Origin of the sequence: Streptomyces sp. NPDC057287, assembly GCF_042667905.1 — a bacterium.
In the GTDB taxonomy this organism is placed as follows: domain Bacteria; phylum Actinomycetota; class Actinomycetes; order Streptomycetales; family Streptomycetaceae; genus Streptomyces.
The window spans coordinates 20,972-43,786 of sequence record NZ_JBHUYV010000002.1; the positions used below are offsets into that span (position 1 = coordinate 20,972).

General features: G+C 68.9%; 23 protein-coding genes. 7 read left to right on the plus strand and 16 right to left on the minus strand.

The window, feature by feature from the left end; translation table 11 throughout:
- Nucleotides 1–117: 117 nt before the first annotated feature.
- The 5 genes from ACFUNE_RS03380 to ACFUNE_RS03400 form a co-directional block, all read right to left on the minus strand.
- A complete protein-coding gene (locus tag ACFUNE_RS03380; protein WP_383561718.1) occupies nucleotides 118–915 on the minus strand; it encodes a family 1 encapsulin nanocompartment shell protein in 798 nt (265 codons plus the stop codon).
- Entirely contained in the window at nucleotides 915–1,982 is a 1,068-nt protein-coding gene (locus tag ACFUNE_RS03385; protein ID WP_383562997.1) for a Dyp-type peroxidase, read from the minus strand. Before ACFUNE_RS03385 ends, ACFUNE_RS03380 begins: the two co-directional genes overlap by 1 nt.
- 260 nt (nucleotides 1,983–2,242) lie before the next feature.
- A complete protein-coding gene (locus tag ACFUNE_RS03390; protein WP_383561719.1) occupies nucleotides 2,243–2,464 on the minus strand; it encodes a hypothetical protein in 222 nt (73 codons plus the stop codon).
- 93 nt (nucleotides 2,465–2,557) lie between these two features.
- Nucleotides 2,558–3,385 carry a siderophore-interacting protein gene (locus ACFUNE_RS03395; protein WP_383561721.1) on the minus strand — a complete coding sequence of 276 codons (828 nt, stop codon included), beginning with the start codon at nucleotides 3,383–3,385 and terminating at the stop codon, nucleotides 2,558–2,560.
- A 90-nt stretch (nucleotides 3,386–3,475) separates the two neighbouring features.
- Nucleotides 3,476–4,168, minus strand: a complete 693-nt coding sequence (locus tag ACFUNE_RS03400; protein ID WP_383561723.1) for an HAD family hydrolase — start codon at nucleotides 4,166–4,168, stop codon at nucleotides 3,476–3,478.
- A 243-nt stretch (nucleotides 4,169–4,411) separates the two neighbouring features.
- Here ACFUNE_RS03400 and ACFUNE_RS03405 point away from each other — a divergent pair, with 243 nt between their 5' ends.
- A complete protein-coding gene (locus ACFUNE_RS03405; protein WP_383561725.1) occupies nucleotides 4,412–4,954 on the plus strand; it encodes a DUF1707 domain-containing protein in 543 nt (180 codons plus the stop codon).
- 84 nt (nucleotides 4,955–5,038) lie between these two features.
- On the opposite strand, the gene ACFUNE_RS03410 is transcribed toward ACFUNE_RS03405, so the two are convergent.
- The 3 genes from ACFUNE_RS03410 to modA form a co-directional block, all read right to left on the minus strand.
- Nucleotides 5,039–6,121 (minus strand): ABC transporter ATP-binding protein, encoded by a 1,083-nt coding sequence (locus ACFUNE_RS03410; protein WP_383561727.1) that lies wholly within the window; start codon nucleotides 6,119–6,121, stop codon nucleotides 5,039–5,041.
- Nucleotides 6,122–6,182: 61 nt separating this feature from the next.
- A complete protein-coding gene (modB, locus tag ACFUNE_RS03415) occupies nucleotides 6,183–7,049 on the minus strand; it encodes a molybdate ABC transporter permease subunit (protein WP_383561729.1) in 867 nt (288 codons plus the stop codon).
- Nucleotides 7,046–7,855, minus strand: coding sequence for a molybdate ABC transporter substrate-binding protein (modA, locus tag ACFUNE_RS03420; protein WP_383561731.1), 810 nt, complete (start codon nucleotides 7,853–7,855; stop codon nucleotides 7,046–7,048). Before modA ends, modB begins: the two co-directional genes overlap by 4 nt.
- Nucleotides 7,856–8,232: 377 nt before the next feature.
- On the opposite strand from modA, the gene ACFUNE_RS03425 reads away from it, so the two are divergent.
- Entirely contained in the window at nucleotides 8,233–8,703 is a 471-nt protein-coding gene (locus ACFUNE_RS03425) for a molybdopterin-dependent oxidoreductase (RefSeq protein WP_383561733.1), read from the plus strand.
- A 174-nt stretch (nucleotides 8,704–8,877) separates the two neighbouring features.
- On the opposite strand, the gene ACFUNE_RS03430 is transcribed toward ACFUNE_RS03425, so the two are convergent.
- The 4 genes from ACFUNE_RS03430 to ACFUNE_RS03445 form a co-directional block, all read right to left on the minus strand.
- Complete coding sequence (locus ACFUNE_RS03430) at nucleotides 8,878–9,270, minus strand: molybdopterin-binding protein (protein ID WP_383561735.1); 393 nt, start codon at nucleotides 9,268–9,270, stop codon at nucleotides 8,878–8,880.
- Nucleotides 9,271–9,535: 265 nt separating this feature from the next.
- Nucleotides 9,536–10,120, minus strand: a complete 585-nt coding sequence (locus ACFUNE_RS03435; RefSeq protein ID WP_383561737.1) for a short chain dehydrogenase — start codon at nucleotides 10,118–10,120, stop codon at nucleotides 9,536–9,538.
- 1,087 nt (nucleotides 10,121–11,207) lie between these two features.
- Nucleotides 11,208–12,053, minus strand: a complete 846-nt coding sequence (locus ACFUNE_RS03440) for a Rieske 2Fe-2S domain-containing protein (RefSeq protein ID WP_383561739.1) — start codon at nucleotides 12,051–12,053, stop codon at nucleotides 11,208–11,210.
- Nucleotides 12,054–12,332: 279 nt separating this feature from the next.
- Nucleotides 12,333–12,746 carry an SRPBCC family protein gene (locus ACFUNE_RS03445; protein WP_383561742.1) on the minus strand — a complete coding sequence of 138 codons (414 nt, stop codon included), beginning with the start codon at nucleotides 12,744–12,746 and terminating at the stop codon, nucleotides 12,333–12,335.
- Nucleotides 12,747–13,808: 1,062 nt separating this feature from the next.
- Here ACFUNE_RS03445 and ACFUNE_RS03450 point away from each other — a divergent pair.
- The 3 genes from ACFUNE_RS03450 (at nucleotide 13,809) to ACFUNE_RS03460 (ending at nucleotide 16,885) form a co-directional block, all read left to right on the plus strand.
- Entirely contained in the window at nucleotides 13,809–14,384 is a 576-nt protein-coding gene (locus ACFUNE_RS03450; protein WP_383561744.1) for a hypothetical protein, read from the plus strand.
- 198 nt (nucleotides 14,385–14,582) lie between these two features.
- The gene (locus ACFUNE_RS03455; protein WP_383561746.1) at nucleotides 14,583–15,869 is read left to right on the plus strand and encodes an APC family permease; all 1,287 of its coding nucleotides are present in this window, start codon (nucleotides 14,583–14,585) and stop codon (nucleotides 15,867–15,869) included.
- A 125-nt stretch (nucleotides 15,870–15,994) separates the two neighbouring features.
- Nucleotides 15,995–16,885 (plus strand): SDR family oxidoreductase, encoded by an 891-nt coding sequence (locus ACFUNE_RS03460; protein ID WP_383561748.1) that lies wholly within the window; start codon nucleotides 15,995–15,997, stop codon nucleotides 16,883–16,885.
- Nucleotides 16,886–17,006: 121 nt separating this feature from the next.
- Here the strand turns inward: ACFUNE_RS03460 and ACFUNE_RS03465 are convergent, their stop codons facing one another.
- From ACFUNE_RS03465 to ACFUNE_RS03475, 3 genes are all read right to left on the minus strand, one after another.
- The gene (locus ACFUNE_RS03465) at nucleotides 17,007–18,191 is read right to left on the minus strand and encodes a zinc-dependent alcohol dehydrogenase (RefSeq protein ID WP_383561750.1); all 1,185 of its coding nucleotides are present in this window, start codon (nucleotides 18,189–18,191) and stop codon (nucleotides 17,007–17,009) included.
- A 290-nt stretch (nucleotides 18,192–18,481) separates the two neighbouring features.
- The gene (locus ACFUNE_RS03470) at nucleotides 18,482–18,823 is read right to left on the minus strand and encodes a DUF3140 domain-containing protein (protein WP_383561752.1); all 342 of its coding nucleotides are present in this window, start codon (nucleotides 18,821–18,823) and stop codon (nucleotides 18,482–18,484) included.
- Complete coding sequence (locus ACFUNE_RS03475) at nucleotides 18,820–19,047, minus strand: DUF2945 domain-containing protein (protein ID WP_383561754.1); 228 nt, start codon at nucleotides 19,045–19,047, stop codon at nucleotides 18,820–18,822. Before ACFUNE_RS03475 ends, ACFUNE_RS03470 begins: the two co-directional genes overlap by 4 nt.
- A gap of 1,182 nt (nucleotides 19,048–20,229) precedes the next feature.
- Here ACFUNE_RS03475 and ACFUNE_RS03480 point away from each other — a divergent pair.
- Both ACFUNE_RS03480 and ACFUNE_RS03485 read left to right on the plus strand, forming a co-directional pair.
- Nucleotides 20,230–20,802, plus strand: coding sequence for a DUF2243 domain-containing protein (locus tag ACFUNE_RS03480; RefSeq protein WP_383561756.1), 573 nt, complete (start codon nucleotides 20,230–20,232; stop codon nucleotides 20,800–20,802).
- Nucleotides 20,799–21,641, plus strand: a complete 843-nt coding sequence (locus tag ACFUNE_RS03485; protein WP_383561758.1) for a cytochrome c oxidase assembly protein — start codon at nucleotides 20,799–20,801, stop codon at nucleotides 21,639–21,641. Before ACFUNE_RS03480 ends, ACFUNE_RS03485 begins: the two co-directional genes overlap by 4 nt.
- Nucleotides 21,642–21,817: 176 nt before the next feature.
- On the opposite strand, the gene ACFUNE_RS03490 is transcribed toward ACFUNE_RS03485, so the two are convergent.
- Complete coding sequence (locus ACFUNE_RS03490) at nucleotides 21,818–22,237, minus strand: ATP-binding protein (protein WP_383561760.1); 420 nt, start codon at nucleotides 22,235–22,237, stop codon at nucleotides 21,818–21,820.
- Between the last annotated feature and the right edge of the window lie 578 nt (nucleotides 22,238–22,815).

Below are 22,815 nucleotides of genomic sequence, written 5' to 3' on the forward strand. Positions count from 1 at the left end.
GCAACGCCTCGGCGAATCGGGCGGAGCGCGGGGCGAGGGGGGAGCGCCCGGCCGTCCCGGAGTCCGGCGGTGGCGTGCGGCGGGTGTCGTTGATGGGAGCCTCGCAGATCGGTGCGTTCAGGCGATGAGAGGGACCACGGCCTCGGGTGTGAGCATCCGGAAGGTGAACGCCTGGTGGAAGTAGAGCCGGATGCTCGTCGCGTCGTGGTCCACGTACCCGATGGACAGGTCCTGGCCCAGGCAGAGTTCGAAGTCGCCGCCGCGGGTCGAGAGCAGGAGCCCTCCGGCGACGGCGGGCGCCCACAGGATGGGTTCGTCCAGCTGCCTGGCCAGGTGGGTGGCCACCGGATAGCCGTGGTCGGAGGTCTCGGTGGCCTCGGTGAACGCGTCGGCGCCGAGCAGCAGGCGGTAGGGCCCGTCGACCCCCGCCAGCCGCAGACGGGTCAGCGCCTGGCTCACCGCGGCCGGATAGTCCCGCGCGTCGGCGGGCAGCGGTAGCGGCGCGTGCGACGAACCGTCCCGAAGACCCGTGATGCCGGCCGCCGCGTACCCGTCGATGACGGCCATGTCCTCGGCGAACGCACAGGTGCGGGCCGCGTCCTTGACCGGCTGCCAGTCGCTGTCCTCGGAACCGCGCTCCACGTCGTCGACGGCCGCCCTGGACACCGCGAAGGGCACCCGCCACTCGATGACGGGCGTCGCGGTCCGGGCGCGCGCGATCACATCGGGGGTGGGCGGGTCGATGTCCCGCAGGTGCCCGTCGCCTACCGCGGAGAGCCCCGGCCCCTGCGGGTCACTGACGTCGACGACCCGGCGGCCCGCCACGTGACGGCTGAAGGTGCGCCTGGCCTCTTCCTCGATCTGCTCCCAGGCCGAATCGGTGACGGGAGCGAGCTCACGGTGCAGATTGTTCATCACGGGGCGCTTTCTTGCAGGCTGCCGATGCGCAGCGAACCGTCGCGGACCACCGCTGGACCGGGGGACCGGGCTTCCGCGGACTGCGCCTCCGGAACGGCTGTGGTCCCGGCGGGGGAGGGCGGTGGTGGGGGATCGTCGAGGAAGTCGGCGCTCGGGGTGTGGAAGAGCGTGCCGGTGACCGCGGTGGAGAAGTCGAGAATGCGGTCGTGGGTGCCGGGTGGGCTGCCCAGGAACATGTTGCGGAGCATCTGCTCGGTGACGCCCGGATCGGCCGCGTAACCGATGAAGTACGTGCCGAACTCGCCCTGTTCGAAGCTTCCGAACGGCATGTTGGCGCGCAGGATGTCCCGTTCGGTGCCGTCGTCCTCGGTGATCGTGTTCAGGGCGACGTGCGAATCCGCGGGCTTGACGTCGTCCGCGAGCTCGATGTCGGTGAACTTGGTGCGGCCGATGATCCGTTCCTGCTGCTCGGTGCTCAGCGCGTTCCAGCCTGAGAGGTCGTGCAGATACTTCTGCACGACGACGTAGCTGCCGCCTTCGAAGGAGAGATCCTCCGGGCCGACCATGGCCGCGGCCCTGGCGTCGTCGCCCACCGGGTTCTCCGTGCCGTCGACGAAGCCCAGCAGATCCCGGTGGTCGAAGTAGCGGAAGCCGTGGACCTCGTCGACGACCTTCACCGCGCCGCCGAGCCGTCCGAGCAATTGGGAGGCCCACTCGTAACAGACGTCCATCTGCTCGGCGCGGACGTGGAACAAGAGATCGCCCGGTGTGGCCGGAGCGCGGTGGACGGGGCCCCGCAACTCCTGGAACGGGTGGAGGTGCGCCGGCCTGGGGCCCGCGAACAACCGGTCCCAGACGTCCGAGCCGAAGCCCGTCACGCAGGCCAGCCCGGCACTCGGAACCCGGAAGCCGATCGACCGGGCGAACGCCGCCAGGTCGGGCAGCACCTCACGTACCGCGGTCTCGCCGCCCGGCTCGACCGTCGCGACCAGGACCACCGCGGCGCTGGTCAGCGGTGCTACGACGGGCTGGACCACGACGGGATCCGGTACGGCCTCGGACATGTGCACTCCGTGGGTGGTGGACAGGGCTCCCTGCCACTTATCCACACCGCGCTCCCACCCGCACTCCGGCCCGGCCCGGCCGGGCGACGCGCCTGCTCCGGGCCGGGCCGGAGAGCGGGTGGGCGACGCGCCGCCTCCGGGCAGGTCGCCGAGGCCGGCCCCGTGTCGCACGGAGACTCGCAGTGCCGACGAGCCCGGCGCCGTCACAGGGTTCCGTGCGGTCCGGTCGGTACCCCCGGTCGTGCCGCAGGTGGAGGCGCTCAGGCGGCGAGCCACTCGTGCGGGCGGCCGCCGCGCCATCGCACCCAGCCCGAGTCGTCCAGGAGCTGCTCGGGGTCGTCGAGGCCGGCGCGGCGGAGGAACTCGATGACATCGCGGTCGTTGTAGGCGATGCCGAGGATGTGCGTCTCACCGGCGGTGCGGACGGAGACGCGGCGGCCACCGTCGGCACCGAGTGGATGGACGGTGACGGGCGGGTTCATGCCTCCACCGTGCCCAGGAATTCCACTGAGCGCCACCGGCGGTGGTGCGGCGCCCGGGCCCCGCCCCGCCCCCGGACTCGCTTCACCCGCCTGTCAGGCGTGAGCGAGCGCCACCTTCTTCTCGCTCTTCCAGAAGCCGGAGAAGGTGATGCGGTCCTTGGGGAGGCCCGCGCGGACGAGGTGGCGGCGGCCCTCGGTGGCGAGCGTGGACTCGCCGACGACGAACGCGTAGCCCGCCGCGTCGACGGCGTCGTGGCGGCGGAGTTCGTCCAGGGCGGCGGCTCCGGGCACCGCGGCCGCGTCGTCGCGGATCACCCAGGTCACGGAGACACCGGCCGGTGCGTCCAGCGGGCGGCGGTCCTCGGCGAGCGGGACCTCCTGGATGACCCGTCCCACGGTGTCGCGCGGGAGGGAGCGGAGGATGCCGGCGGTGGACGGCAGCCCGCTCTCGTCGGCGACGACGAGCACCTCGGTGGCGTCGCCCGGGCGGTCGAAGATGAGGCCCTGGTCCAGCAGGGCGACCGGATCACCGGCCCGGGCCGCGCACGCCCAGATCGCCGCGGCGCCCTCGGCCTCACCCTCCGGCCCGCAGTGCACGACGAAGTCGATGTCCATCTGGGACGCCTCGGGGCGGAAATCGGCGACGGTGTAGTTGGCGCAGTGCGGCCGTACGTCTTCGGGGATGGCGTAATAGGGGTCCCACCAGCGCGAACCGGAGAGTTCCGGGAGTACAAACTCCACCTGGTGCGGCAGACGCAGGAAGAGGCGGAACCAGTGGTCGTACCCCAGCCACGGGAAGTCGCTGAGGTTGGCACCGGTGATCGTCACGCGCTGTATCGACGGGGAGAAGCGCTCGCTGCGGACCACTTCGCCACGGAACAGACCGGGATGCTTGGGCATGAGCCTGGGGGTTTTCGACACGAAAGAAGGTTAGCCTAAGCTAATTCGATCCCCAAGCCCCCCGGTACGTCATCATCGTTCGCCGCGGCACATTTCCCTGCCGGAACGCGCTCAGCGACCGGTGAGCGCGTCCAGGAGGGCGCCGGGGTCGGTCAGGTCGGGCAGCACGTCATCGGCTCCCGCGTCACGGAGCTCCGCCGTGGTGGATCGCCCCGTGGCCACGGCGATGACCCGCACTCCGTGGGTGAGGCCCGCGGCGGCGTCGGAGGGTGAGTCGCCGATCAGCACCACGTTCTCCGCCGTGAGGGGGATGTCCAGGGCGCTCCGGGTGCGCTGCATGGCCACGCGGACCAGTTCGTGGCGCTCCTCGTGGTCTTCCCCGTAGCCGCCCAGCGGGAAGCGGAGACGGTTGCCGAGCCCGAACACGGTGAGCTTGGTCCGCGCCACCGCCGTGATGTTCCCGGAGACCACGCTCTGCACCACATCGCCCAGGCCGGCGACCACCGCCAGGGCGTCCGCCGCCCCGGGCAGGGCTCGCCCACGTCGGCGCAGCTCGGCGGCCCGGGTCTCGTACTGCTCGGCGGAGAGCCGGGCGAACGTCTCGAACACGGGCCGGTCGCCGGAGACGCCGTGGAGCTCCGCGGTCCGGCGGAAGACGCCGGATTCCGTCATCCCGTCAGCCGGCGCCCGCTCCTTCATCACCTGCCCGGTGGCCTGCTCGAAGCAGTCGGCGAAGATCTCCCGCCCGACTCCCCGGGTCTCGATCAGGGTGTGGTCCACGCCCCACAGCAACAGCTTCGCCATCAGTGCCCACCTCACCGGCCACCCGACGGTGGCCTGCTCGCCGTGTCACACGTTCCTGCACCACCGACTACCCCGGCGGACGACTCCTCTGCGGCGCAGAGCGGAAACGATCGGCAGAGGGCTGCGGCACGACGGCCCGGCCGCCCGTCCTCGCGGCGCTGTGGATGGTCAGGCCGGTCAAATGCCGTGCGTATCGCGGAGCTTGGCATGCCCGCGGTGCCGGCGCGGGGCTAGGGTGAGACGGTGACCTCACTGCCGGAAGATCCGTCGTCGCCGATCAGCGAGAACGTCCGTGACACGGCTCTGCGGCGCCTGCAAGAGGCCTATGCCGACGGGCACATCTCGCACGAGGAGATGGACGAAGGCCTCGGCCGGGCGCTCGGTGCCAGGACGCGCGGCGAACTCGTGTCGATCCTCGGCCTGCTCCCGGCCAAGGACGAGGGCACCACGTCCACGATCGCCGCCGCCGGTGGACGGATCCGGCGGCGCGGCACATGGCGGGTGCCGCGGAAGCTCACCGTCACTTCCGCGTTCGGACACGTGCACCTCGACTTGTCCCGTGCCGTGTTCGAGCATTCGGAGGTCGACATCGAGCTGCAACTCGGCAGCGGCAAGGCCAGGATCACGGTGCCTCGCGACGCGATCGTCGATGTCGAAGAGCTGCACACCGGGTGGAAGGACTGGCGCTACAGGGCTCGGAGGCGTTCCCGCGGCAGCGGGCCGAGGATCCGGATCTCCGGCACCATGGGTTTCGGACGGCTGAAGATCCGCCATGCACGGCGCTGAGGGCCGGTCCGGCACAGGTCGGACCGGCGAGTGGAATGTCGGGCTTCGGGCCTGCATGAACCCCACCTCGAGGGCGAGGCAGCGTCAGGCAGGGTAGGCGTGCGTCTGCGTGGCCTTGACCGTGGCCCAGACCGGCGCTCCGGGATGGAGGTCCAGTTCGGCGGCGGCCACGGTCGTCAGATCCGCGGTGAGGGGGAGCTCACCGGTGAGGTCGGCGCGAATCTGGTCGCCGTGCGTTTCCAGCCCTGCGACCTCGCAGTGCCAGAGGTTGCGCGCGCTGGAGCCGGTGGGGCGATCGCGGTACAGGGTGACGGCGCTCGGAGGGAAGGCGACGAAGGCGGGACCGGTGAGTTCCTCCGTGGTCGTGATCAGTGGCCCCGCGTCCAGCCGCACCTCGTGCCCCCCGGCCCGGCCCGTGTAGAGATTCAGGCCGACCAGCTGGGCGATGTAGTCCGTACGCGGATGGCGGGCGATGTCCGAGGGCGCGCCTTCCTGGACGACATGGCCGTGCTCGATGACGACGAGCCGGTCGGCCAGCACCATGGCGTCCAGAGGGTCGTGCGTGACCAGCACGGCCACCGCCTCGAAGTCGGCCAGGTGACGGCGGAGCTGGGTGCGTACGTCGAGGCGGGTGCGGGCGTCGAGCGCGGCGAGCGGCTCGTCCAGGAGGAGGAGCCGGGGGTGCGTCGCCAGGGCGCGAGCGAGAGCGACCCGCTGTGCCTGGCCGCCGGAGAGCCGCCGCGGCTTGACGCCGGCGTGCTCCGCCAGACCCATCCGGACCAGCCACCCCGTGGCCTGCGTACGGGCCTCCGCCTTGGAGGCGCCCTGGCAGCGGGGGCCGAAAGCGACGTTGTCCAGCGCTGTCAGGTGGGGGAAGAGGAGATAGTCCTGAAAGACGACACCGACCGGGCGGGCATCGGGCGGTGTGCCGTCCAACGGCACGCCGTCGAGCCGCAGGTGACCGCCGGTCGGGGAGATGAGTCCTGCGAGGGCTCGCAGGGCCGTGGTCTTGCCGGCTCCGTTCGGCCCGAGGAGCGCGACGACCTCCCCAGGGGCAACCGTCAGTTCCATGTCGAGACGGAAGGCTGCACGGTCCACGACGAGATGAGCGTCCAGGCCGTCCGCCCTGCCGCGGTCGGAGCCGGGAGCCTGGTCGATACGGGTCACGAGGCGGCCATCCAGCGGTAGGACGATCCGGCACGGACCGTGGAAGGTGGGGCGATGCGGGTCATGACACCGTCATCCAGCGGTCCCGCAGCCCCGCGAGGACCGCGATGGACACGGCGAGCAGGACCAGGCTCAGTGCGATGGCGGCGGCCGGATCGCTCTGCAACGCGAGGTAGACGGCCAGCGGCATGGTCTGCGTACGGCCCGGGAAGTTGCCCGCGAAGGTGATCGTCGCGCCGAACTCGCCGAGCGCGCGCGCCCAGGCGAGGACGGAACCGGCGGCGATGCCGGGCATGATCAGCGGCAGGGTGACCCGGCGGAACGCTGTGAAGCGGGAGGCGCCCAGTGTCATGGCGGCCTCCTCGAACCGCGGGTCGGCGGCGCGCAGCGTGCCCTCCACGCTGATGACGAGGAACGGCAGTGCCACGAACGTCTCCGCGATCACCACACCCGCGGTGGTGAAGGGCAGGGTGACCCCGAACCACGAGTCCAGCCACTGCCCCACGACCCCGTTGCGGCCGAGCGCCAGCAGCAGTGCCACACCGCCCACCACCGGAGGCAGGACCAGGGGGAGTGTCACCAGGGCTCGTACGAGCCCCCGGCCGGGGAAATCGGTGCGTGCGAGAAGCCAGGCCAGCGGCACGCCGAGAACCAGACTCGCGGCCGTGGCCGAGGTCGCGCAGATCAGGGAGAGCCGAAGGGCCTCCCAGACCTCCGGGCTGGTCAGCTGGTCGGGAAGGTCGCGCCAGGGAGCTCGTACGAGGAGGGCGGCCAGCGGAAGGAGGAGGAACGCCAGGCCGACCAGGGCCGGCACCAGAAGCGGCAGAGGTACCCCGCTCCGGGCACGCCGGCGCCGCGGCCCGCCGTCGCGGGTGCTGCCACCCGTGACGGCGTCGGCCGTGGTGCCGGACTTGTCGAGCTCGGTCACGGCTTGAGGAATCCGGCCGCCGTCAGGACCTTCTGTCCCTCGGCGGACTGCACGTACGCGATGAACTCCTTGGCGGCCGGGGCATTGGGCGCGTCCTTGAGGAGCGTGATCGGGTAGTCGTTGACGGCGTCGGCGGACTCGGGGAACTCCACACCCTCCACCTTGTCACCCGCGGCCTTGACGTCGGTCCTGTACACGACGGCGGCGTCGGCCTCCTTCAACTCGACCTTCGTGAGGGCGCTCTTGACGTCCTGTTCGTAGGAGACCGGGGTGAGCTTCAGCTTGCCGGCGTCGAGGGCCTTCTGGGCGGCGGCGCCGCACGGCACCGTCCTGTCGCAGAGCACGACCTTGAGGCCCGGCTCGGTGAGGTCCTCAAGGGAGGTGATGTCGTCCGGGTTGCCGGGCAGGGTGGCGATCTCCAGCCGGTTGCGCGCGAACGTGGCGGGCGTGCCGGACGCGTCGCCGGCGTCCGTGACGATGGCCATCGTCTTGGCGCTGGCGGCCGCGAAGACGTCGGTCGGGGCGCCGCCCGTGATGCCGGCGGCGAGGCTGTCGCTGCCGCCGAAGCTGAAGGTGACCTTCGTGCCCGGGTGGGCCTTCTCGAAGTCCTTGCCCAGTGTCGTGAAGCTCTCCTTGAGCGAGGCGGCGGCGAAGACGGTCACCGTGCCCGAGAGCTTCTCCGACGCGTCCGCGGAGGATCCCGACGCGGGTGAGGAGTCGTCGGAGGAGGAGCAGGCACTCAACGCCAGCAGCGCGGCTGCGCTTGCGCCGGCCATCCGCAGGATCCGGCGGGCGGAACGGGTCATCACGGGTGTACTCCCTCTGACTCTTCCGGAGAGTCCGTCTGCATGTCTGTCCGAAGGGTCCGGCGGACCCTTCGGGAGGCTCTGGTGGGGCCCTCCGCGCGCCCTCGACGGCCGACGGTCGCGACGGCTGTCGCCGGGCCCCGGACCTCCGCTTCGGTCACCCGCTGCCGACCCGCGCCCGAGCCTGTCGGCGCTGACGCCCGTCAAGCGGCGGACTCCCCGATCCGGTAGGTGGGCATGTGCTGATCATACTGCCGCAGATTCAAGGGGTAAGTCACTTGTGGCATCGCATGAGCGGGAGCTGCTGCCATTGGGGTGGGCATGTGCGTTTGCACGGTCCGGCCCCGCGGGTACGGTCCTACGGGAGGTGGTAGCCCGTGAGTCAGTCCGTTACGGCCGCCGATCCGGTGGCGGAGCTCGCCCTGACCGGTGATATCGCACGCCCTGCCCGGCTGACGGTGGTGGACCTGCTGGCATGGCCCCAGCACCGTGCCCTGGTCAGCTTCGAGTGCGCGAGCAGCGGCACCCGGCGCCATCGCTTCACGGGTCCGCTGCTGCACGATGTGCTGAGCGATGCCGGCCCCGGATTCGACCCCGCGCGACGCAAGGACCGGCTGCGGTTCCTGATCGCACTGTCAGGGGCGGACGGTCACCGCGTCGTCCTGTCCTGGGCCGAGATCGACCCGGACTTCGGGCGGGCTCCCGTCCTGCTCGCGGTGAGCATCGACAGCACTGCCCTTGACCGGGCCGGCCCTCAACTCGTCCTTCCCCAGGACCGTTGCGGCGCCAGGCACATCAGCGGCATCAACGCCATCCGGCTGGACGGCGGCTACTCGTGGAGGACCTGAGCGACCGCACCGAGGCCCGGCCGACGCAGATCGCCTCACAGGCCTGCCGGGCCAGGCGCGTCGTCCGCCTGACGCAACGGGCGTGCCGACCGGTGCGGGCGGGTGCCCCTGCTCCACGGTGACGGGCGGCTCCGAGGCACGCGGTTGTCGCCGCCGGCGTGCGACTGTGTTCCGTCAGGCCCGGTCGATGTGCACGTTGGTCGACTTCACGCGGGCCGTGGCCTCCATGCCGACCTCCAGCCCCAGCTCCTCCACGGCCTCACGAGTGAGCAGCGAGACCAGCCGGTGGGGTCCTGCCTGGATCTCCACCTGCGCAGCGACATCGCCCATCTTCACCGCGGTGACGATGCCAGGAAAGGCGTTGCGCACCGAGGTGTACGAGGCGTCGGTCTCTCCGGCGGTGCCGGCGATCTCGACCGAGAAGGCGGCAAGGTCCTTGCCGTCGATGAGCCGTCGCCCGCCTTCGTCACGGTGAGTGTCCACCCTGCCCGCGTCCGCCCATCGGCGGGCGGTATCCGGGCTCACGCCCAGCAGTCGAGCGGCCTGGCCGATTGTGTAGAACTGCATACCGGTCAAGATAGCCGTCATTCTCTTGCATATGCAAGACGATAGGCGCAACAGCCTGCGTATATGCAAGCCCTTGAGGTGCGCTCGGCAATTCGCCCGCTCCTGAGGAGCAGCGGGTCCGGCGAGTGACCGCAGAGCCGTCCGAGAGCTTGCGAGAGCCGAGGGGTCACCACTTTCCGTGACCGCCTCACCATACGCCCGGCGGCCCTGCCGTCATCCCGTGACGCACGGCCGACAGACGGCAGGACTCATCCGGGAGCCGCGCTCACGGGCGGAGCGTCTGCCCTTGCGCGGTGCCTTCGACAGCCGAGACATAGGCCTGGGCGACCTCAGCGACAGGCGTGCCGCCGGAGTCGTCCGCGCCCATGCTCCGCAAGGTCTCCTTGATCCAGCCGGGACTGATCAGGTTGATCCGCAGACCGCGCCCGACTTCGCCCGCCGCGTTACGGACGAAGCCCTCCAGCCCGGTGTTGATCAGAGCGCCCAGCGAACCACCGGGCAGCGGCGTGGCGAAGGTGCCTCCGGTCAGGGTGATGGAACCACCACTTCGCACATACTGCATGGCTCGCTGGGCCAGAGCCACCTGGCCCAGCAGCTTGCCGCGCATCCCGGCGGCCATCTCCTCGACCGTGGCCGATTCCAGCGGGATCAGTGGGCCGCTCGCGGCGCAGCACACCACCGCGTCGACGTCCTGCACCGCTTCGAACAGCGCATCCAAGGAGGACGGGTCCTCCAGATCCGCCCGTAGCCGACCGCTGCGCGACGCACCGATCACCTGGTGCGACACGCTCAGCGCGTCGGCAACAGCCTTGCCGATGGTCCCTGTTGCGCCTACGACGATTATCTTCACGGAGCTGATCATGCCATCGGCAGGCAGGGACGCAGGCGCCGTTACGTGGTGGGCTTTGTCGGCGGCCACATCCTCCGGAGTCTCTGTGCCCCCATCGGCGTCGTGGAGTCCTGTGCCCCGCGCATCGCGGACCGTCCGTGGCTGGGGCGTCGGCGTCACCGCAATGATCATCCTGTGCGGGCTGGGCGCTCTGGTCATCTACGCCGAGCCCAGCAGGCATTTCCTGGCGCCACCCGCACAGTTCACCACCATCGAGCTGTTCGCTCTCGGGCTCATCGCGGCCGCCTTCCTGCCGCAACGGCGACCCCGGCCAGGGTCGCGAGGGCCGGGTGCCTCCGCCGTGGGCCCTCGGGTGCCGTGGTGCTCATGGGCGCGCACCAGTTGTCATCGCCGTACTGGGGAGGTGTCGCACTGAACGTGGAGGCGCTGGCCCTGCCGGCGCCGCGCTGCTGTGGTGGTTGGGGTGCGCCCAGTGGGGCCTTCACGGGTGGGCCCGCCTATGCCTGCACCGCTTCGACGCCATCTGCCGGCCGGATACCGGGCTGATGTCCGGGTAGTACATCAGCGCACCGAAACCCGTGCCTCGGCATTCGACCGTGAGGCCCAGGTCGTCAACGACGAACAACCTGTGCGTCTCTGACGTGTCGACTCACCACCGCAGGTCAGGGGCGGGTGGTAGCCAGGTGGGGTGGGGTGTGTCACGGTGAGGGGACGCGAGACCGTCCGGCGCCCGGTGGGTGGGCCGCCAGAAGGTTCCAGGCGAAGGCGGCCGTTGTCAGGGCCAGGAGCCGTGCGTTCCTCGCCCTCACCCCATGCGGTCGCTCATCGGCGCGGGGGTAGACGCTCATTCGGTCTCTACGGTTCACCGTGGCGTGGGGCCGACAACGTGCTGGAAGTGACCGAGGAGCCATCCGCGGTCCAGCGCCTCATCCTGCCTGCGGTGCCCACATAGGCGTTGTCATTCACGTCGCCGATTGCTGACAACACAGCCACTCCCTGACTTGCAACCAGCGCCTTTGATACACGCTCTAGGTGCATGCCCGCTGCGGCCACCTGACCGATGGCATGCTTGCGCCCTCCCCGCGCATCACTGGGCGAGCTCCGAGTTGCGCAGTCTGGCTTCCACACGAGCTCCATCGAGTCGCGTCTCGAAGGCTGGCTGGGGTGCGGTGGCGGGCCCGCGTACATTCCATCCGTCCGCGAGACGAAAGACGCTGCCATGCCACGGGCAATGCACGCAGCCGTCGCGCACAGTGCCTTCAGACAGCGGACCTCCCCTGTGACTGCACGAATCAGCGAGGACACGCACCTCGTCGCCGACCTCACGTACGATCACGACGGGCACGTCGTCGACGTATCGCCGGACTGGTCGGCCGACCTCGAAGTCGGTGAGGTCGCCGATATGTTGCCATCCGGCCCGCACCAACGACGTGACCGCTTCTGCGTGATTGGCTCCTGACGCTTGCCGGTAGGCCAAGTGGCCGCCGAGCGCGCTGCCGATTCCGACCACGGCCAGCCCCGCGAACCCCAAGACCTTCCCCCTGCCGGAGCGTCCGCGGACACGCGCAATCAGCGACGCGCCGTAAAGGAGCACAGCCGCGCCGTTCACCGCCGCGTGCACGAGCCCTACGCGCTTTTGGCGAGGCCCCTGCTCTGCCCAGTCGACCCAACCGGACAGGGCCGTCGGCACAGCGGCACCGATCCCGACGCTGATGAGGACAGCCGCGGCCGGCCGCTGCTTGGGAAGGCAGTCAAGGACGGCTGCGGACAGCCACGTTCCGATCGGCACCTCCACCAGCACCGGGTGGGCAGGATGGCCCAGCCAGCGTCCGTGCAGCACATCTCGCCAAGGACCCAGAGGAAGCGCCCGTACGCGGCCACTGACCAATTGGGCCACCGGGTCCAGCACGGCGGCCCGCTCGAGTCGGTCCATGCCGCGAAGGACCCGACCGGGGCCCAGCGGCGATGGCAGCAAGGCCTTCACCCCTGTAAGCGCCCTGCCGACGCCACGGCCGCGACTGTTGAGTCGAGGAATTTCATCCATAAAAGCCGACTAACCTTTCGGCTGGGCCCGAATGGCCCAGGGCTGCTGACCCTCCATCGCAGGGAGGCGTGGGGGAGGCCACACATGGCGCGCCAGGCGGGTGTGATAGGGACGCTGCGTCAACGCGTTGGCGCGCGGTAATACGTCGTCTGCCCTGATGGATTGGCGTCAGCGTTCTGCGGCTTCGACGGCATTCTTGATTCCGTGCAGGGCTTCCTGGAGTCCCTCGTGGATATGTTGGCCTTCGGTGCTCTCGGTGTGGAGCTGCACCGTGAGCTGTGATGTGCCCGGGCTATCCTCAGCCGTGACGTGTAGTCGACCGTGGTAGTCGTGAGCGCCGGGCGCGCCCCATTCGAGACTCTTGCCGTCCTCCACGACGCGGATCCAGGCTTCGCTGGTGACGTCCTGCTCGGGTGCGTCGGGCGGATCGATGTGTGCAGTAACTGTGACCTGGTCGCCGCCGTGGGGTTGTGCAGAAGTCAACCGCGGCATGTAGGACGGCAGGTTCTGTACGTCGGCAAGGTAGGAGAAGAGCCGCGCCGGAGCGACTGCCACACTGATCGATTTTTCGTAGTCACCCATGGTCTTCGCACTGCCCGCCCCGGCCTCCTGGCGAAACGCAGTCCGGGCTTGGATCGCCCGGGTGGCCGCAGCCGATGCATCCCGACTGTGAGGGGGGCTGGTATGCAGTCAAGCATTGCTCGGCTGGACAGTTTGAAAACAATCGCTGTGGGCCCGGGCAGATTGTCATCACTCTTGCTCACGCGTGGCGGCAGGCCAGCTCGGCGGTGACTTGCAGCGCGATATTCGAGACAGGAGAGGCAATGGGCGCACAGCGCCGCAAGGCTCTGGTCGCGGGAGTTTTCTCGGGCATCGGAGCGGCATATGTGGCACGGCTGGCTGCCGTGGGGTGGGACACCGTTCTGGTGGCACAAGGGGCACACAGCGGCTCGACGACCTGGCGGTACGGCTTCGAAAGGAGACCGGAACGGAGGTGGAGACGTCGGCGGCGTACCTGTCGGATCCCGGCGGGCTGGCGCCTGTGGTGGAGCGAGCGGGCCAGGGTGACATCGGGTTTTCGCTCAACAATGCGGGAACCAACGGGTACGGCTCGTTCGCCGGCGGGTCGACAGGTGGCCACCCGGCTTCGGCATGTCGTCGGTGTTGTGGAGCAAGAACTGGTCGCCGCGCCGCAGACCGGGCCCCCGCACTTGGTATGTGCACGCCAGGCATTGCCGAAGGGCGACGCGACGTGCAGGACTGCTTCCTCGACTTCGCCTGCCGCAGCGGCCAGAGGTGACCAGCGATACGAGCTGGGCGTCATTCCCGCCCAGGGCGATGAGCAGGGTGCCCCGGCAACCGACGGGTCGCGCGGGCTGGGTTGAAGATCTGTTGCTGGTCTGCACCGGGCGACAGTGTCGCCTGACCTGCGACGGAAAGGGCCAGAAGGAGCGCGCTGGTTTTGCTACCACGGTACCGGCCCGGTTCAGGTCGGGACGCGGGGCAGCCGCGTGCTGAAGCCAAGCTGGTGAGATGCCATGTCGCGTACTACTTCGACATGCGCATGTGCCTGGCACGGGTGACGGTACAGGTACAGCCGACGGCCGAGCGTGGGCCACTGGTACTGAGTCTGAGGAGCCCGAGATGTCGGAACGCAATACCGCCCTGCGCAGCATGCACGATCTGGGGTTGGCCGCTTGGTTCGGCGGTTCCTTGATGGGTGCAGTTGGTCTGAACAGCGCGGCTGGGGCGGAGGGCGGTACATGGCGGAACACAGCGCGCATCGCGAGCGTCGGGTGGGCGAAGTGGACGCCGGTGAATGCCGCGGCGATCACTGTGCACCTGGTCGGTAGCAGTGGGCTTCTGGGCGTCAATGCTGTGCGCGTCGCTACGCAGAAGGGCGTGGCGGCGTCCACGATCGCCAAGACGGTCCTCACTGGTGCTGCCCTGGCTGCCACCGCCTATAGCCGCCTGCTGGGCAAGAAGATCGAGCTTGCCTCGTCGGACAGTCCCGAAGCTCTGGAAAAGGCCGTGAGGCACCCCATCGACACAGACAAGGCCCAACGCGACCTGGCCCGGGTGCAGTGGGTACTTCCGGTGCTCACCGGTGGTCTGATCGTCCTCAACGCCCTGCACGGCGAACAGCAGCGTCCCGCGGAGCAGCTGCAAGGGATGCTCCAGCGTGCTGCGACCTTGACGCCATGGCCGGCAATGCACTGACCAGGCCCCGCGACGGCCTGATGTGCCCCGAGAACCCGCACTCCGAAACACTTTCTGCGGGTTGTGCCCAAGCCCTGCGGTGATCTCGGTCCAGGCGCAGTGGGCATCCGGGGGTTCCGCCGCCTGCCGGGTACCCGGCCGGGTATACGGAACCGTGTGAAACCTCGCCCCGTAACGCACCCGGCACCGGACTCGCCGATGCCACTCAAGAAGTCCTTGACCACCCCGCTGCTCTACTTCTTCATCCTCGGGGACGTCCTCGGGGCGGGGGTGTATGTCCTGGTGGGCCAGGTCGCCGCCCAGTCGGGTGGCGCCGTGTGGGCTCCCTTGCTCGTGGCGTTGTGCCTGGCCCTGCTGACAGCGGCCTCCTACGCGGAGCTGGTCACCAAATATCCGCGTGCGGGCGGTGCCTCGCATTACGCCACCTTGGCCTACGGTCCGTTCGTCGGGTTCTTCGCCGGTTTCTGCATGCTCGCCGCTGGAGTCGTGTCGGTGGCCGCCCTGGCACGCGGCTTCGGCGGCGACTACCTGTCCGAGTTCGTCTCCCTCCCCGTCGTGCTGGTGACGATCGTCTTCCTGGTCGCGCTGGCGCTGCTGAACGCGCGAGGAATCAGCGAGTCGACCCGGGCCAACGTCGTCGCCACGGTGATCGAGGTCGGCGGGCTGCTGCTCGTGATCGGCCTCGGCGCCTGGATCGTGCTGCGCGGCGACGGGGACGTGGGAAGGCTGACGGAGTTGGGCACCGCGAGCGAAGGGCCCGTGGCAGCCCTGCTGAGCGGAGCGGTGCTCGCCTACTACTCCTTCGTCGGGTTCGAGACCTCCGTCAACGTGGCCGAGGAGACCCGGGATCCCCGCCGCTCGTATCCGCGAGCGCTGTTCGGCGCGCTGGTCACAGCCGGCGCGGTGTACGCCCTGGTCGGAGCAGCAGCAGCGGCGGCCGTGCCGACCGGGACGCTCGCCGGGTCGAGCGGGCCGCTCCTCGAAGTCGTCCGGGCCGCCGGCGGGGTCCCCACGGAACTCTTCAGCGCCATCGCCCTGGTGGCCGTCGCAAACGGGGCCTTGCTGACGGGCATCATGTCCTCACGACTGGCCTACGGCATGGCGCGAGACGGTCTTCTGCCCAGTTTCCTGATGAAGGTGCTGCCCGGTCGGCGCACGCCGTGGGCCGCCATCGCCGTGACCACCGGCCTCGCTCTGCTCCTGGCGCTGACCGGCGACGTCTCCACCCTCGCCTCCACATTGGTCCTGCTCCTCCTCGTGGTCTTCTTCCTCGTCAACACCGCGCTCCTGGTGCTGCGCCGCGATGCCGCCCCTCGCGAGCACTTCCGGGCGCCGAGGGCCGTACCCGTTCTCGGAGCTGTGTCATGCGTCGTGCTCGCGACCCAGATCGAGCAGGAGGTCTGGCTGAGGGGGCTCCTCGTACTGGCTGTCGGCGCTGCGCTCGGCGCCGTGGCCGCAGCACGGTCACGGCGTAACCGTGATTGAACCGAGCGCGGTCTGCGGCGGCCCTGCCGCGTTTCCCAAATGGCCCACGCAGAGGAAACCACCTGGATTCGGGCGCTCCGTTTCGGGAACAGGTAGGGCCTCATTCCCGATGTAGGAGACGGACAATGACGCATAGCGAACATGGGCCACATGACCCCGTGACCAAGCATCCGCAACCGGAATTTCCCCAACAGGAGCAGGCGGTTCCCGGCTGGACCGGGGCGATGGACCCGCCGCCGGACCACGGTGAAGAGTCCTACCAGGGCAACGGTCTTCTCACGGGGCGGAAGGCCGTGGTGACGGGAGGAGACTCCGGTATCGGGCGGGCAGTCGCACTCGCCTACGCGCGAGAGGGCGCCGACGTCTTGTTCAGCCACTTGGAATCCGAAGAGGAGGACGCGAGCGAAACCGTACGATTGATCGAGGATGCTGGGCGACGGGCTGTACCAGTCGTATGCGACATCCGAGAAGAACTGCAGTGCGCGGGCCTCATCGAGCGAGCGGTGGCCGAGTTCGAGCGCATCGACATCCTCGTCAACAACGCCGCCTACCAGATGTCCCAGCCCGACGGGATCGGCGCCATCTCCACGGAGCAGTTCGACAGGGTGGTGCGCACGAATCTGTACGGGATGTTCTGGCTGTCGAAGTTGTCGGTGCCCCACATCCCCCATGGCGGATGCATCATCAACTCCGCTTCGGTCCAGGCATACAAGCCCAGTCCGCATTTGCTGGACTATGCGATGACCAAGGGCGCGATCGTGACCTTCACCCAGGGCCTCGCGCAGATGCTGGCGCAGGACGGCATCCGGGTCAACGCAGTGGCGCCCGGTCCGGTCTGGACGCCACTGATCCCCGCGACCCTGCCCGACACGGTCGAATTCGGTAAGCAGTCTCCTCTGGGCCGCCCCGCACAGCCTGCGGAAATGGCCCCCTGTTACGTCTTCCTCGCTTCGCCGCAGGCGAGTTACATCACCGCCGAGATCCTCAACGCCACGGGAGGAACCCCTCTTCCGTAACCGAAAGCTGAACCCACGTGCGTCCGCCACGGACGTACGCCTTCTCCGTGGCGGACGCACGTGCCGCGGTCGCTCCCTCCGCGGTACGCAGGTCTCCCCTTCGGCCGCGTAGACCCTTGGCTCAGGGAACGAGCAGTGTTTTGATCATGCCGTCCCGCTTGTCCTGGAAGGTCTTGTACGCCTGCGGGCCCTCTTCGAGCGGCAGCCTGTGCGTGGCGAAGGCATCGACGCCCAGGGGGTCGTCGTCGGTGAGGAGCGGGAGGATGTCGTCGACCCAGCGTTTGACGTTCGCCTGTCCCATCCTGAGCTGGATCTGCTTGTCGAACATCGTGAGCATCGGCAGGGGGTCGGCAGCGCCTCCGTACACGCCGACGACGGAGATCGTGCCGCCCCTGCGCACCACGTCGACCGCAGCCCGGAAGGCGGCCAGACGGTCCAGTCCCGCAGTCTCCATCAGTCGCTCCCCGAGAGCGTCGGGCAGCATCCCGACGGCTGTGTGCGCGGCCTTGGCCACGGGGGCGCCGTGTGCCTCCATGCCGACCGCGTCGATCACCGCGTCGGTGCCGCGACCGTCGGTGAGATCGCGGATGGCATCGCCCAGGTCCTTGCCGTGCCGACGCAGGTCGAGGCATGTCACCCCGTCCGCGGCGGCGCGGGAGAGCCGTTCGGGCACGAGGTCGACCCCCACCACGAGGCCCGCACCCCGGTGCCGGGCGATCCGTGCCGCCATCGCGCCGATCGGTCCGAGACCCAGGACGGTCACCGTGCCGCCGGGCGGGACCGCCGCGTACTCCACGGCCTGCCAGGCGGTGGGCAGGACGTCGGAGAGGTAGACGTACCGGTCGTCCGCCGGACCGTGCGGAACCTTGATCGGCAGACTGTCCCCGAAGGGAACCCGCAGCAGCTCCGCCTGCCCCCCGGGCACCTGTCCGTACAGCTTGCTGAAGCCGAAGAGAGACGCGCCCATGCCACGCTCACGCACCTGCGTCGTCTCGCACTGGGAGTGCAGCCCACGGTCACACATGTAGCAGTGCCCGCACGAGATGTTGAAGGGGATGACCACCCGGTCCCCGACGGCGAGGGACGTCACTTGGGAGCCGATCTCTTCCACGACACCCATGGGCTCGTGGCCGAGAATGTCCCCGGGGTCGAGAAAGGGGCCGAGGACCTCGTAGAGGTGCAGGTCCGAGCCGCAGATGCCGGTGGACGTGATTCTGACGATGACGTCCGTCGGCTCCTCGATCCGCGGATCGGGCACGGTCTCCACCCGGACATCCCTCTTGCCTTGCCAGGTCAGAGCGCGCATAACATGCATCCTTTCGAGAGGGCCTCCAAGTCATTTCCGTCGGAGGCGCACCTGCGTTCCGGCGGACTGACATCCGTCCGTTGGCTTGGGCGAGCCCTCGGAGACGCGGAGGCCAGCTCCGATGGAGGCGTCCGTCGTACCCGCGGTACCAAAAGTTTTCTACGCCCCGTTTTCTACGCCCCGCCACTTGACGTCGATTACCTCGTATGCATACTTCCGCGCGCGGCCCCGCTCGTCTGCGGAACCCCAGCCGCAGGCACGTTCAGGTGCACCAGTACCACACGGCCTCCTCACGCCAGAGGATCGTGCCCCCAGTTCATGAGCGAGAATCGCCATGAAGTGTCTTTCACGTCGCCGGAAGGCCGCTGTGCGAGGTGCCGGTGAACGTATCCGACGACCTTCCGCATATGGGCGACATCGTTATTAGTAAGATCGGCTTTCCGCTTTTCCAGAAGTTCGACAATGCGTCGCCCGGACGCATGACCCGTACTTTCGCCACCCTTGTTCGACTGGCCCACTTTTTTCGACTCATCCGTGGTCAGCCATTTTTCGAGACTATCAGGCGTCATATTGACGGCTTCACTGAATTCCTCAACGATGTCATGGCGGCTCTTTTCGCTCGTACCGCTCATGAGCCGGATCCCTTTCTGTGCAGAGACTCCGGCTTGTGCACGGCACTGCGCCCAGATTTTTCGCTCTCGACCTCGTACTGTGGTTCTTCCTTCGAGGCATCGACGGTGCGTCCTGCCGCCTCGGTGCGCCCTGTGATCTTCTTCTTCACCCTTCCAGGAACGCTCTGCCCGTGGCTGCTCCACGAGACCTGATCATTCTTCCCAAGCTTCTTTCCTTTCGCCACGACCCGCACGCTCCCTCAACCTTGTTCCCCACACTGCACGACGGTCTACAAACACTTCCACTGTCCCGCCGTTCGTGGAGCGGCGCATCCGGGGCCCCACCGCGGGTTGCCTCTTCGGCGAGAAGAGCCGATAACTCAGCGGCGGACCCTCGCCGCGCCTCTCATTTCGTCACCGCGAACTGCAGGCGGAGTACCAGAGGCCCGGGGCGGGTCAAGTTGCTTGCCTGAACTTATCCAGGAGCTCGTTCAAATGCGATGGAGAACAAGCAACTACCCTACGTTTTTATGTGAGTCATGGATCACGCGCCGGGCTCACTGATGGATCCGTACCATCCCATCGCATTTGGCACTGACTCGCCGGGGATGAGGATGCCGCACAGGCTCCCCCCGGGGAATGCCAGTGGAATTCGCTCACCGAGTACAGGCATCCCGTTGGCCGTTGGCTGTCCGGGGCGACCCTGCACGAAAGCCAGACGTTCAAGCCGCTGATCCTGGAGATACCAGCCGTCCACTCCAGGCGTGGACGGCGCCGGCGGCGACCGGCCAAGGTCCGCGCTGACAAGTCGTCCTACTCCTCCGGCGAGCGGCTCGGGCGGCACCGCTGGAAGAACGAGCGGTCGATCGTCCGGTAGTTCGGCTGCCGCCGCCCCCCGTCCGTTACGAGCGAAAAGGGCTCACCCTTCCTCGCTCTTTTCGGCCTCGCTGCCGGCCTGACCTGCTACAAGAAGACTTCGAGACTGAGGTCGGGCGGTGGGAGACCGCAACGGTCTCCCACCGCCCGAACGTGATCACCGGTCAGGCCCGGGCGCGATTGACCAGGCCCGGGTCACGGGCGCCTGCAGTTCCGTCACCCATCGTCCGTGGGTGGTGCGTCAATCACCTGAGGGTGCCATTCCTTGCCGACAGGGCGGGGAGTCGGCACCCGCCTGGCGGCCATTCCGATGGCCCATCCTCGGCGGGGGGCAGCGAGCGCCTCGGCGCACCGTGGCGAAGGTGGTGTGTCCCTGGGCGGCGTGCGGGTTCTGACTTCGCGGACCCCCGCGGTGTGGGCCGATCGGAGACCGCATGGGGCAGACGGATGGTCGATGGGCCGATCGGTGATTCGGATCGATGGCGGTGGGACGACTGAAGTGCGGGTACTCGCCCGGGTATCACGGCACCGGTCCGATGAAGGGTAAGCATGTGGCCAGCAGGGTGAGCGCCGAGCACAACGGCCTCGTGGCGAGAGATCTGCCGCAGAGTCTGCGGCTGCCGGGGATCGTCCTGGGCGTGGGTCTGGGCGGGTTCGTGGACGGCATCCTGCTGCATCAGTTGCTGCAGTGGCATCACATGCTGACCAGCACCAATGAGGACCGGATCGGGGTCAAGTACTACCCGGCGAACACCGTGTCCGGGCTGGAGATGAACACGGTGTGGGACGGGATCTTCCACGCCATCTGCTGGGTGGCGGTTCTCGCCGGTCTGGCCACCTTGTACTCGCGAGTGACGCACCACCGGCGCCGGGTGTGGACGTCTGCGGCGTTGTGGGGCTGGATCCTGGTCGGCTGGGGCCTGTTCAACCTCGTCGAGGGCATCCTGGACCATCACATCCTGGGCATTCACCACGTCTACGCCGGTGACCAGCAGATCTGGTGGGACCTGGGGTTCCTGCTGCTGGGCGCCCTCCTGGTCGCGGTGGGGTGGATGATCCAGCGCCGGGCCAAGCCCTTCGACCCGGAAGGTGACGGGCCGGTACGGGAAGCGCGGCGTGCATGACGGGCCACCCCGCCCATCACCGCCAGGAGTCCGGCGGCCTGCCGCTGGAGGTTCTGCTGCCGGCGGTGCTCGTGTTGCTGCTGGCCGGCGGTTATGTGCTGCTGGCGGGCCGCACGCGGCGGCGCAATCCGCAGGCCGGGTGGAACCGATGGCGCACCGGATGGTTCCTGGCCGGGTGCGCGCTGCTGACTGGAGGGCTCCTGCCTCCGATTGCTCCGTGGGCACACGGCGACTTCCGCGGCCACATGCTCCAGCACCTGCTGATCGGCATGTACGCGCCGCTGGGACTGGTGCTGGGTGCGCCCGTCACGCTGCTGCTGCGCAACCTGCCCGCCGACAAGGGGCGCCGCTTGACCGGCCTGGTGCGGAGCAGGCCGGTGCACGTGCTGGCCAACCCGGTCACCGCGCTCGTGCTCAGCGTCGGCACACTGGGGCTGCTGTACTTCACGCCGCTGTACAGCACGATATCGGTGAACACCGGGATGCACTGGCTGCTGCACGCCCACTTCCTGCTCGCCGGGTGTCTGTTCGCCTACGTCATCGCCGGCCCCGACCCGGCCCCAGCCCGCCCTGGTGTCCCGGTGCGGCTGGTGGTGCTGGGCGCGGCGATCACCGCACACGCGGTGATCTCACAGCTCATGTACGGCGGCTTCGGCATCGACATCCACGCCCCCGTCGACCAGGTCCAGGGCGGCGCTCAGATCATGTACTACGGCGGCGACATCGCCGAGCTGCTCCTGGCCGTCGCTCTGGTCGCGACCTGGCGGCCGCAGCCTGCCCCCCGACAGTCCCGGCGTCCGCAGCGCAAGGCGGGTAGGGCCCGGCACGCGGTGCTCTGAGGGCCCAGTCCGGGGGCGGCATGAGGGCTGAGTGCGCGCCGTCAGCAGCCCGCGCCCGCACGCCGGCAGGGTCGCGACCGGTAGACCACAGGGCGCCATGCCGCCCGGCTTCGCAGGCCTCCGCGACGCCACCGGTCTTCCTCGCCCCACAGGTTGTGTCGACGTGGCTGGCGGGGTCAGGGGACCTGGCCTGCCGGGTTTCCGGTGGGGTGGTCGGTGAGTGTGATGGTGGCTTTGATGCGTTTGCCGACGGGTTCGCGGCGCATTTCGAAGCTCTGGCAGAGGGCGATGACGATTTCCAGGCCGTGTTGTCCGACGCGTCCTGGGTCGGGGCTCTGGGGGACCGGGAGTGTCGCTTCGGTGTCCCACACGCTGATCTCCACGGTTCCGTCGACGAGCTCGAGGTTGAGCAGGCAGGGGCCGGGGGCGTACTTGCGCGCGTTGGTGACGAGCTCGGTGACCACCAGCTGCACGGCGCCCATGGCACGGCCCGATACCGGGATCCCGTGAACGGCCTGCAGATCGGTCACGAAGTCCCGGGCGGCATGCCGGGCTTCGGACACCGGTTGGTCGTCGGCGAACGCGAGAGCCGACAAGACCGGCCGACTGCTGAGTGGTTGATCACTATGTCCGGCTGGAAGCACATCGCCACCCTTGTCCTGTGTTTAGGGCACATCCTGTGCCCTCTGGAGCGTTTTGCCCACCCCGCACTGGATCAGGGCACTTCAGGGCCCGTAGCTACTGGACCGGTGGACGCTGGGCCATGGCGCTCAGTGGCCCCGGGCCTCGGCATCCATGGGCCGGGCCGGCACAGCACCTGTTCGCGAACCCACGGCTCCGCTGCCGGGGGGAACGACGGCCTGTCCCTGCACGCTTCGCATGCGACTACCTCACTGACACACGTCTGAAAGAGCTCGCGCCGTTACGTCGCGCCGGGAACCCTTCGTGACCTGGAAGACGCGCTCGGCAGCCGACCGGGACCCGCGAATGTGGCGCAACCCGCGACACCCTGACGCGAGCGTGGCCGCGTTGAAGGATTGCCCATGCCTTGGCGCCATCACCTGCGACGACGCCCACCGGAGGCAGCGCGGCGGACGTCTCCACGGAGCGCGATCCGCAGGATCCGTTCACTGGTTGCTCCCGCGCAACGTCCTCAGCTACGGCTGTGCTGTTT

Excerpts from the sequence above, each read along its gene's own strand:
- ACFUNE_RS03380 (WP_383561718.1), bottom strand. The coding sequence starts at position 915 with ATGAACAATCTGCACCGTGAGCTCGCTCCCGTCACCGATTCGGCCTGG.
- ACFUNE_RS03385 (WP_383562997.1), bottom strand. The coding sequence starts at position 1,982 with ATGTCCGAGGCCGTACCGGATCCCGTCGTGGTCCAGCCCGTCGTAGCA.
- ACFUNE_RS03390 (WP_383561719.1), bottom strand. The coding sequence starts at position 2,464 with ATGAACCCGCCCGTCACCGTCCATCCACTCGGTGCCGACGGTGGCCGC.
- ACFUNE_RS03400 (WP_383561723.1), bottom strand. The coding sequence starts at position 4,168 with ATGGCGAAGCTGTTGCTGTGGGGCGTGGACCACACCCTGATCGAGACC.
- modA (WP_383561731.1), bottom strand. The coding sequence starts at position 7,855 with ATGACCCGTTCCGCCCGCCGGATCCTGCGGATGGCCGGCGCAAGCGCA.
- ACFUNE_RS03430 (WP_383561735.1), bottom strand. The coding sequence starts at position 9,270 with ATGCAGTTCTACACAATCGGCCAGGCCGCTCGACTGCTGGGCGTGAGC.
- ACFUNE_RS03440 (WP_383561739.1), bottom strand. The coding sequence starts at position 12,053 with ATGGACCGACTCGAGCGGGCCGCCGTGCTGGACCCGGTGGCCCAATTG.
- ACFUNE_RS03445 (WP_383561742.1), bottom strand. The coding sequence starts at position 12,746 with ATGGGTGACTACGAAAAATCGATCAGTGTGGCAGTCGCTCCGGCGCGG.
- ACFUNE_RS03450 (WP_383561744.1), top strand. The coding sequence starts at position 13,809 with ATGTCGGAACGCAATACCGCCCTGCGCAGCATGCACGATCTGGGGTTG.
- ACFUNE_RS03455 (WP_383561746.1), top strand. The coding sequence starts at position 14,583 with ATGCCACTCAAGAAGTCCTTGACCACCCCGCTGCTCTACTTCTTCATC.
- ACFUNE_RS03460 (WP_383561748.1), top strand. The coding sequence starts at position 15,995 with ATGACGCATAGCGAACATGGGCCACATGACCCCGTGACCAAGCATCCG.
- ACFUNE_RS03465 (WP_383561750.1), bottom strand. The coding sequence starts at position 18,191 with ATGCGCGCTCTGACCTGGCAAGGCAAGAGGGATGTCCGGGTGGAGACC.
- ACFUNE_RS03470 (WP_383561752.1), bottom strand. The coding sequence starts at position 18,823 with ATGAGCGGTACGAGCGAAAAGAGCCGCCATGACATCGTTGAGGAATTC.
- ACFUNE_RS03485 (WP_383561758.1), top strand. The coding sequence starts at position 20,799 with ATGACGGGCCACCCCGCCCATCACCGCCAGGAGTCCGGCGGCCTGCCG.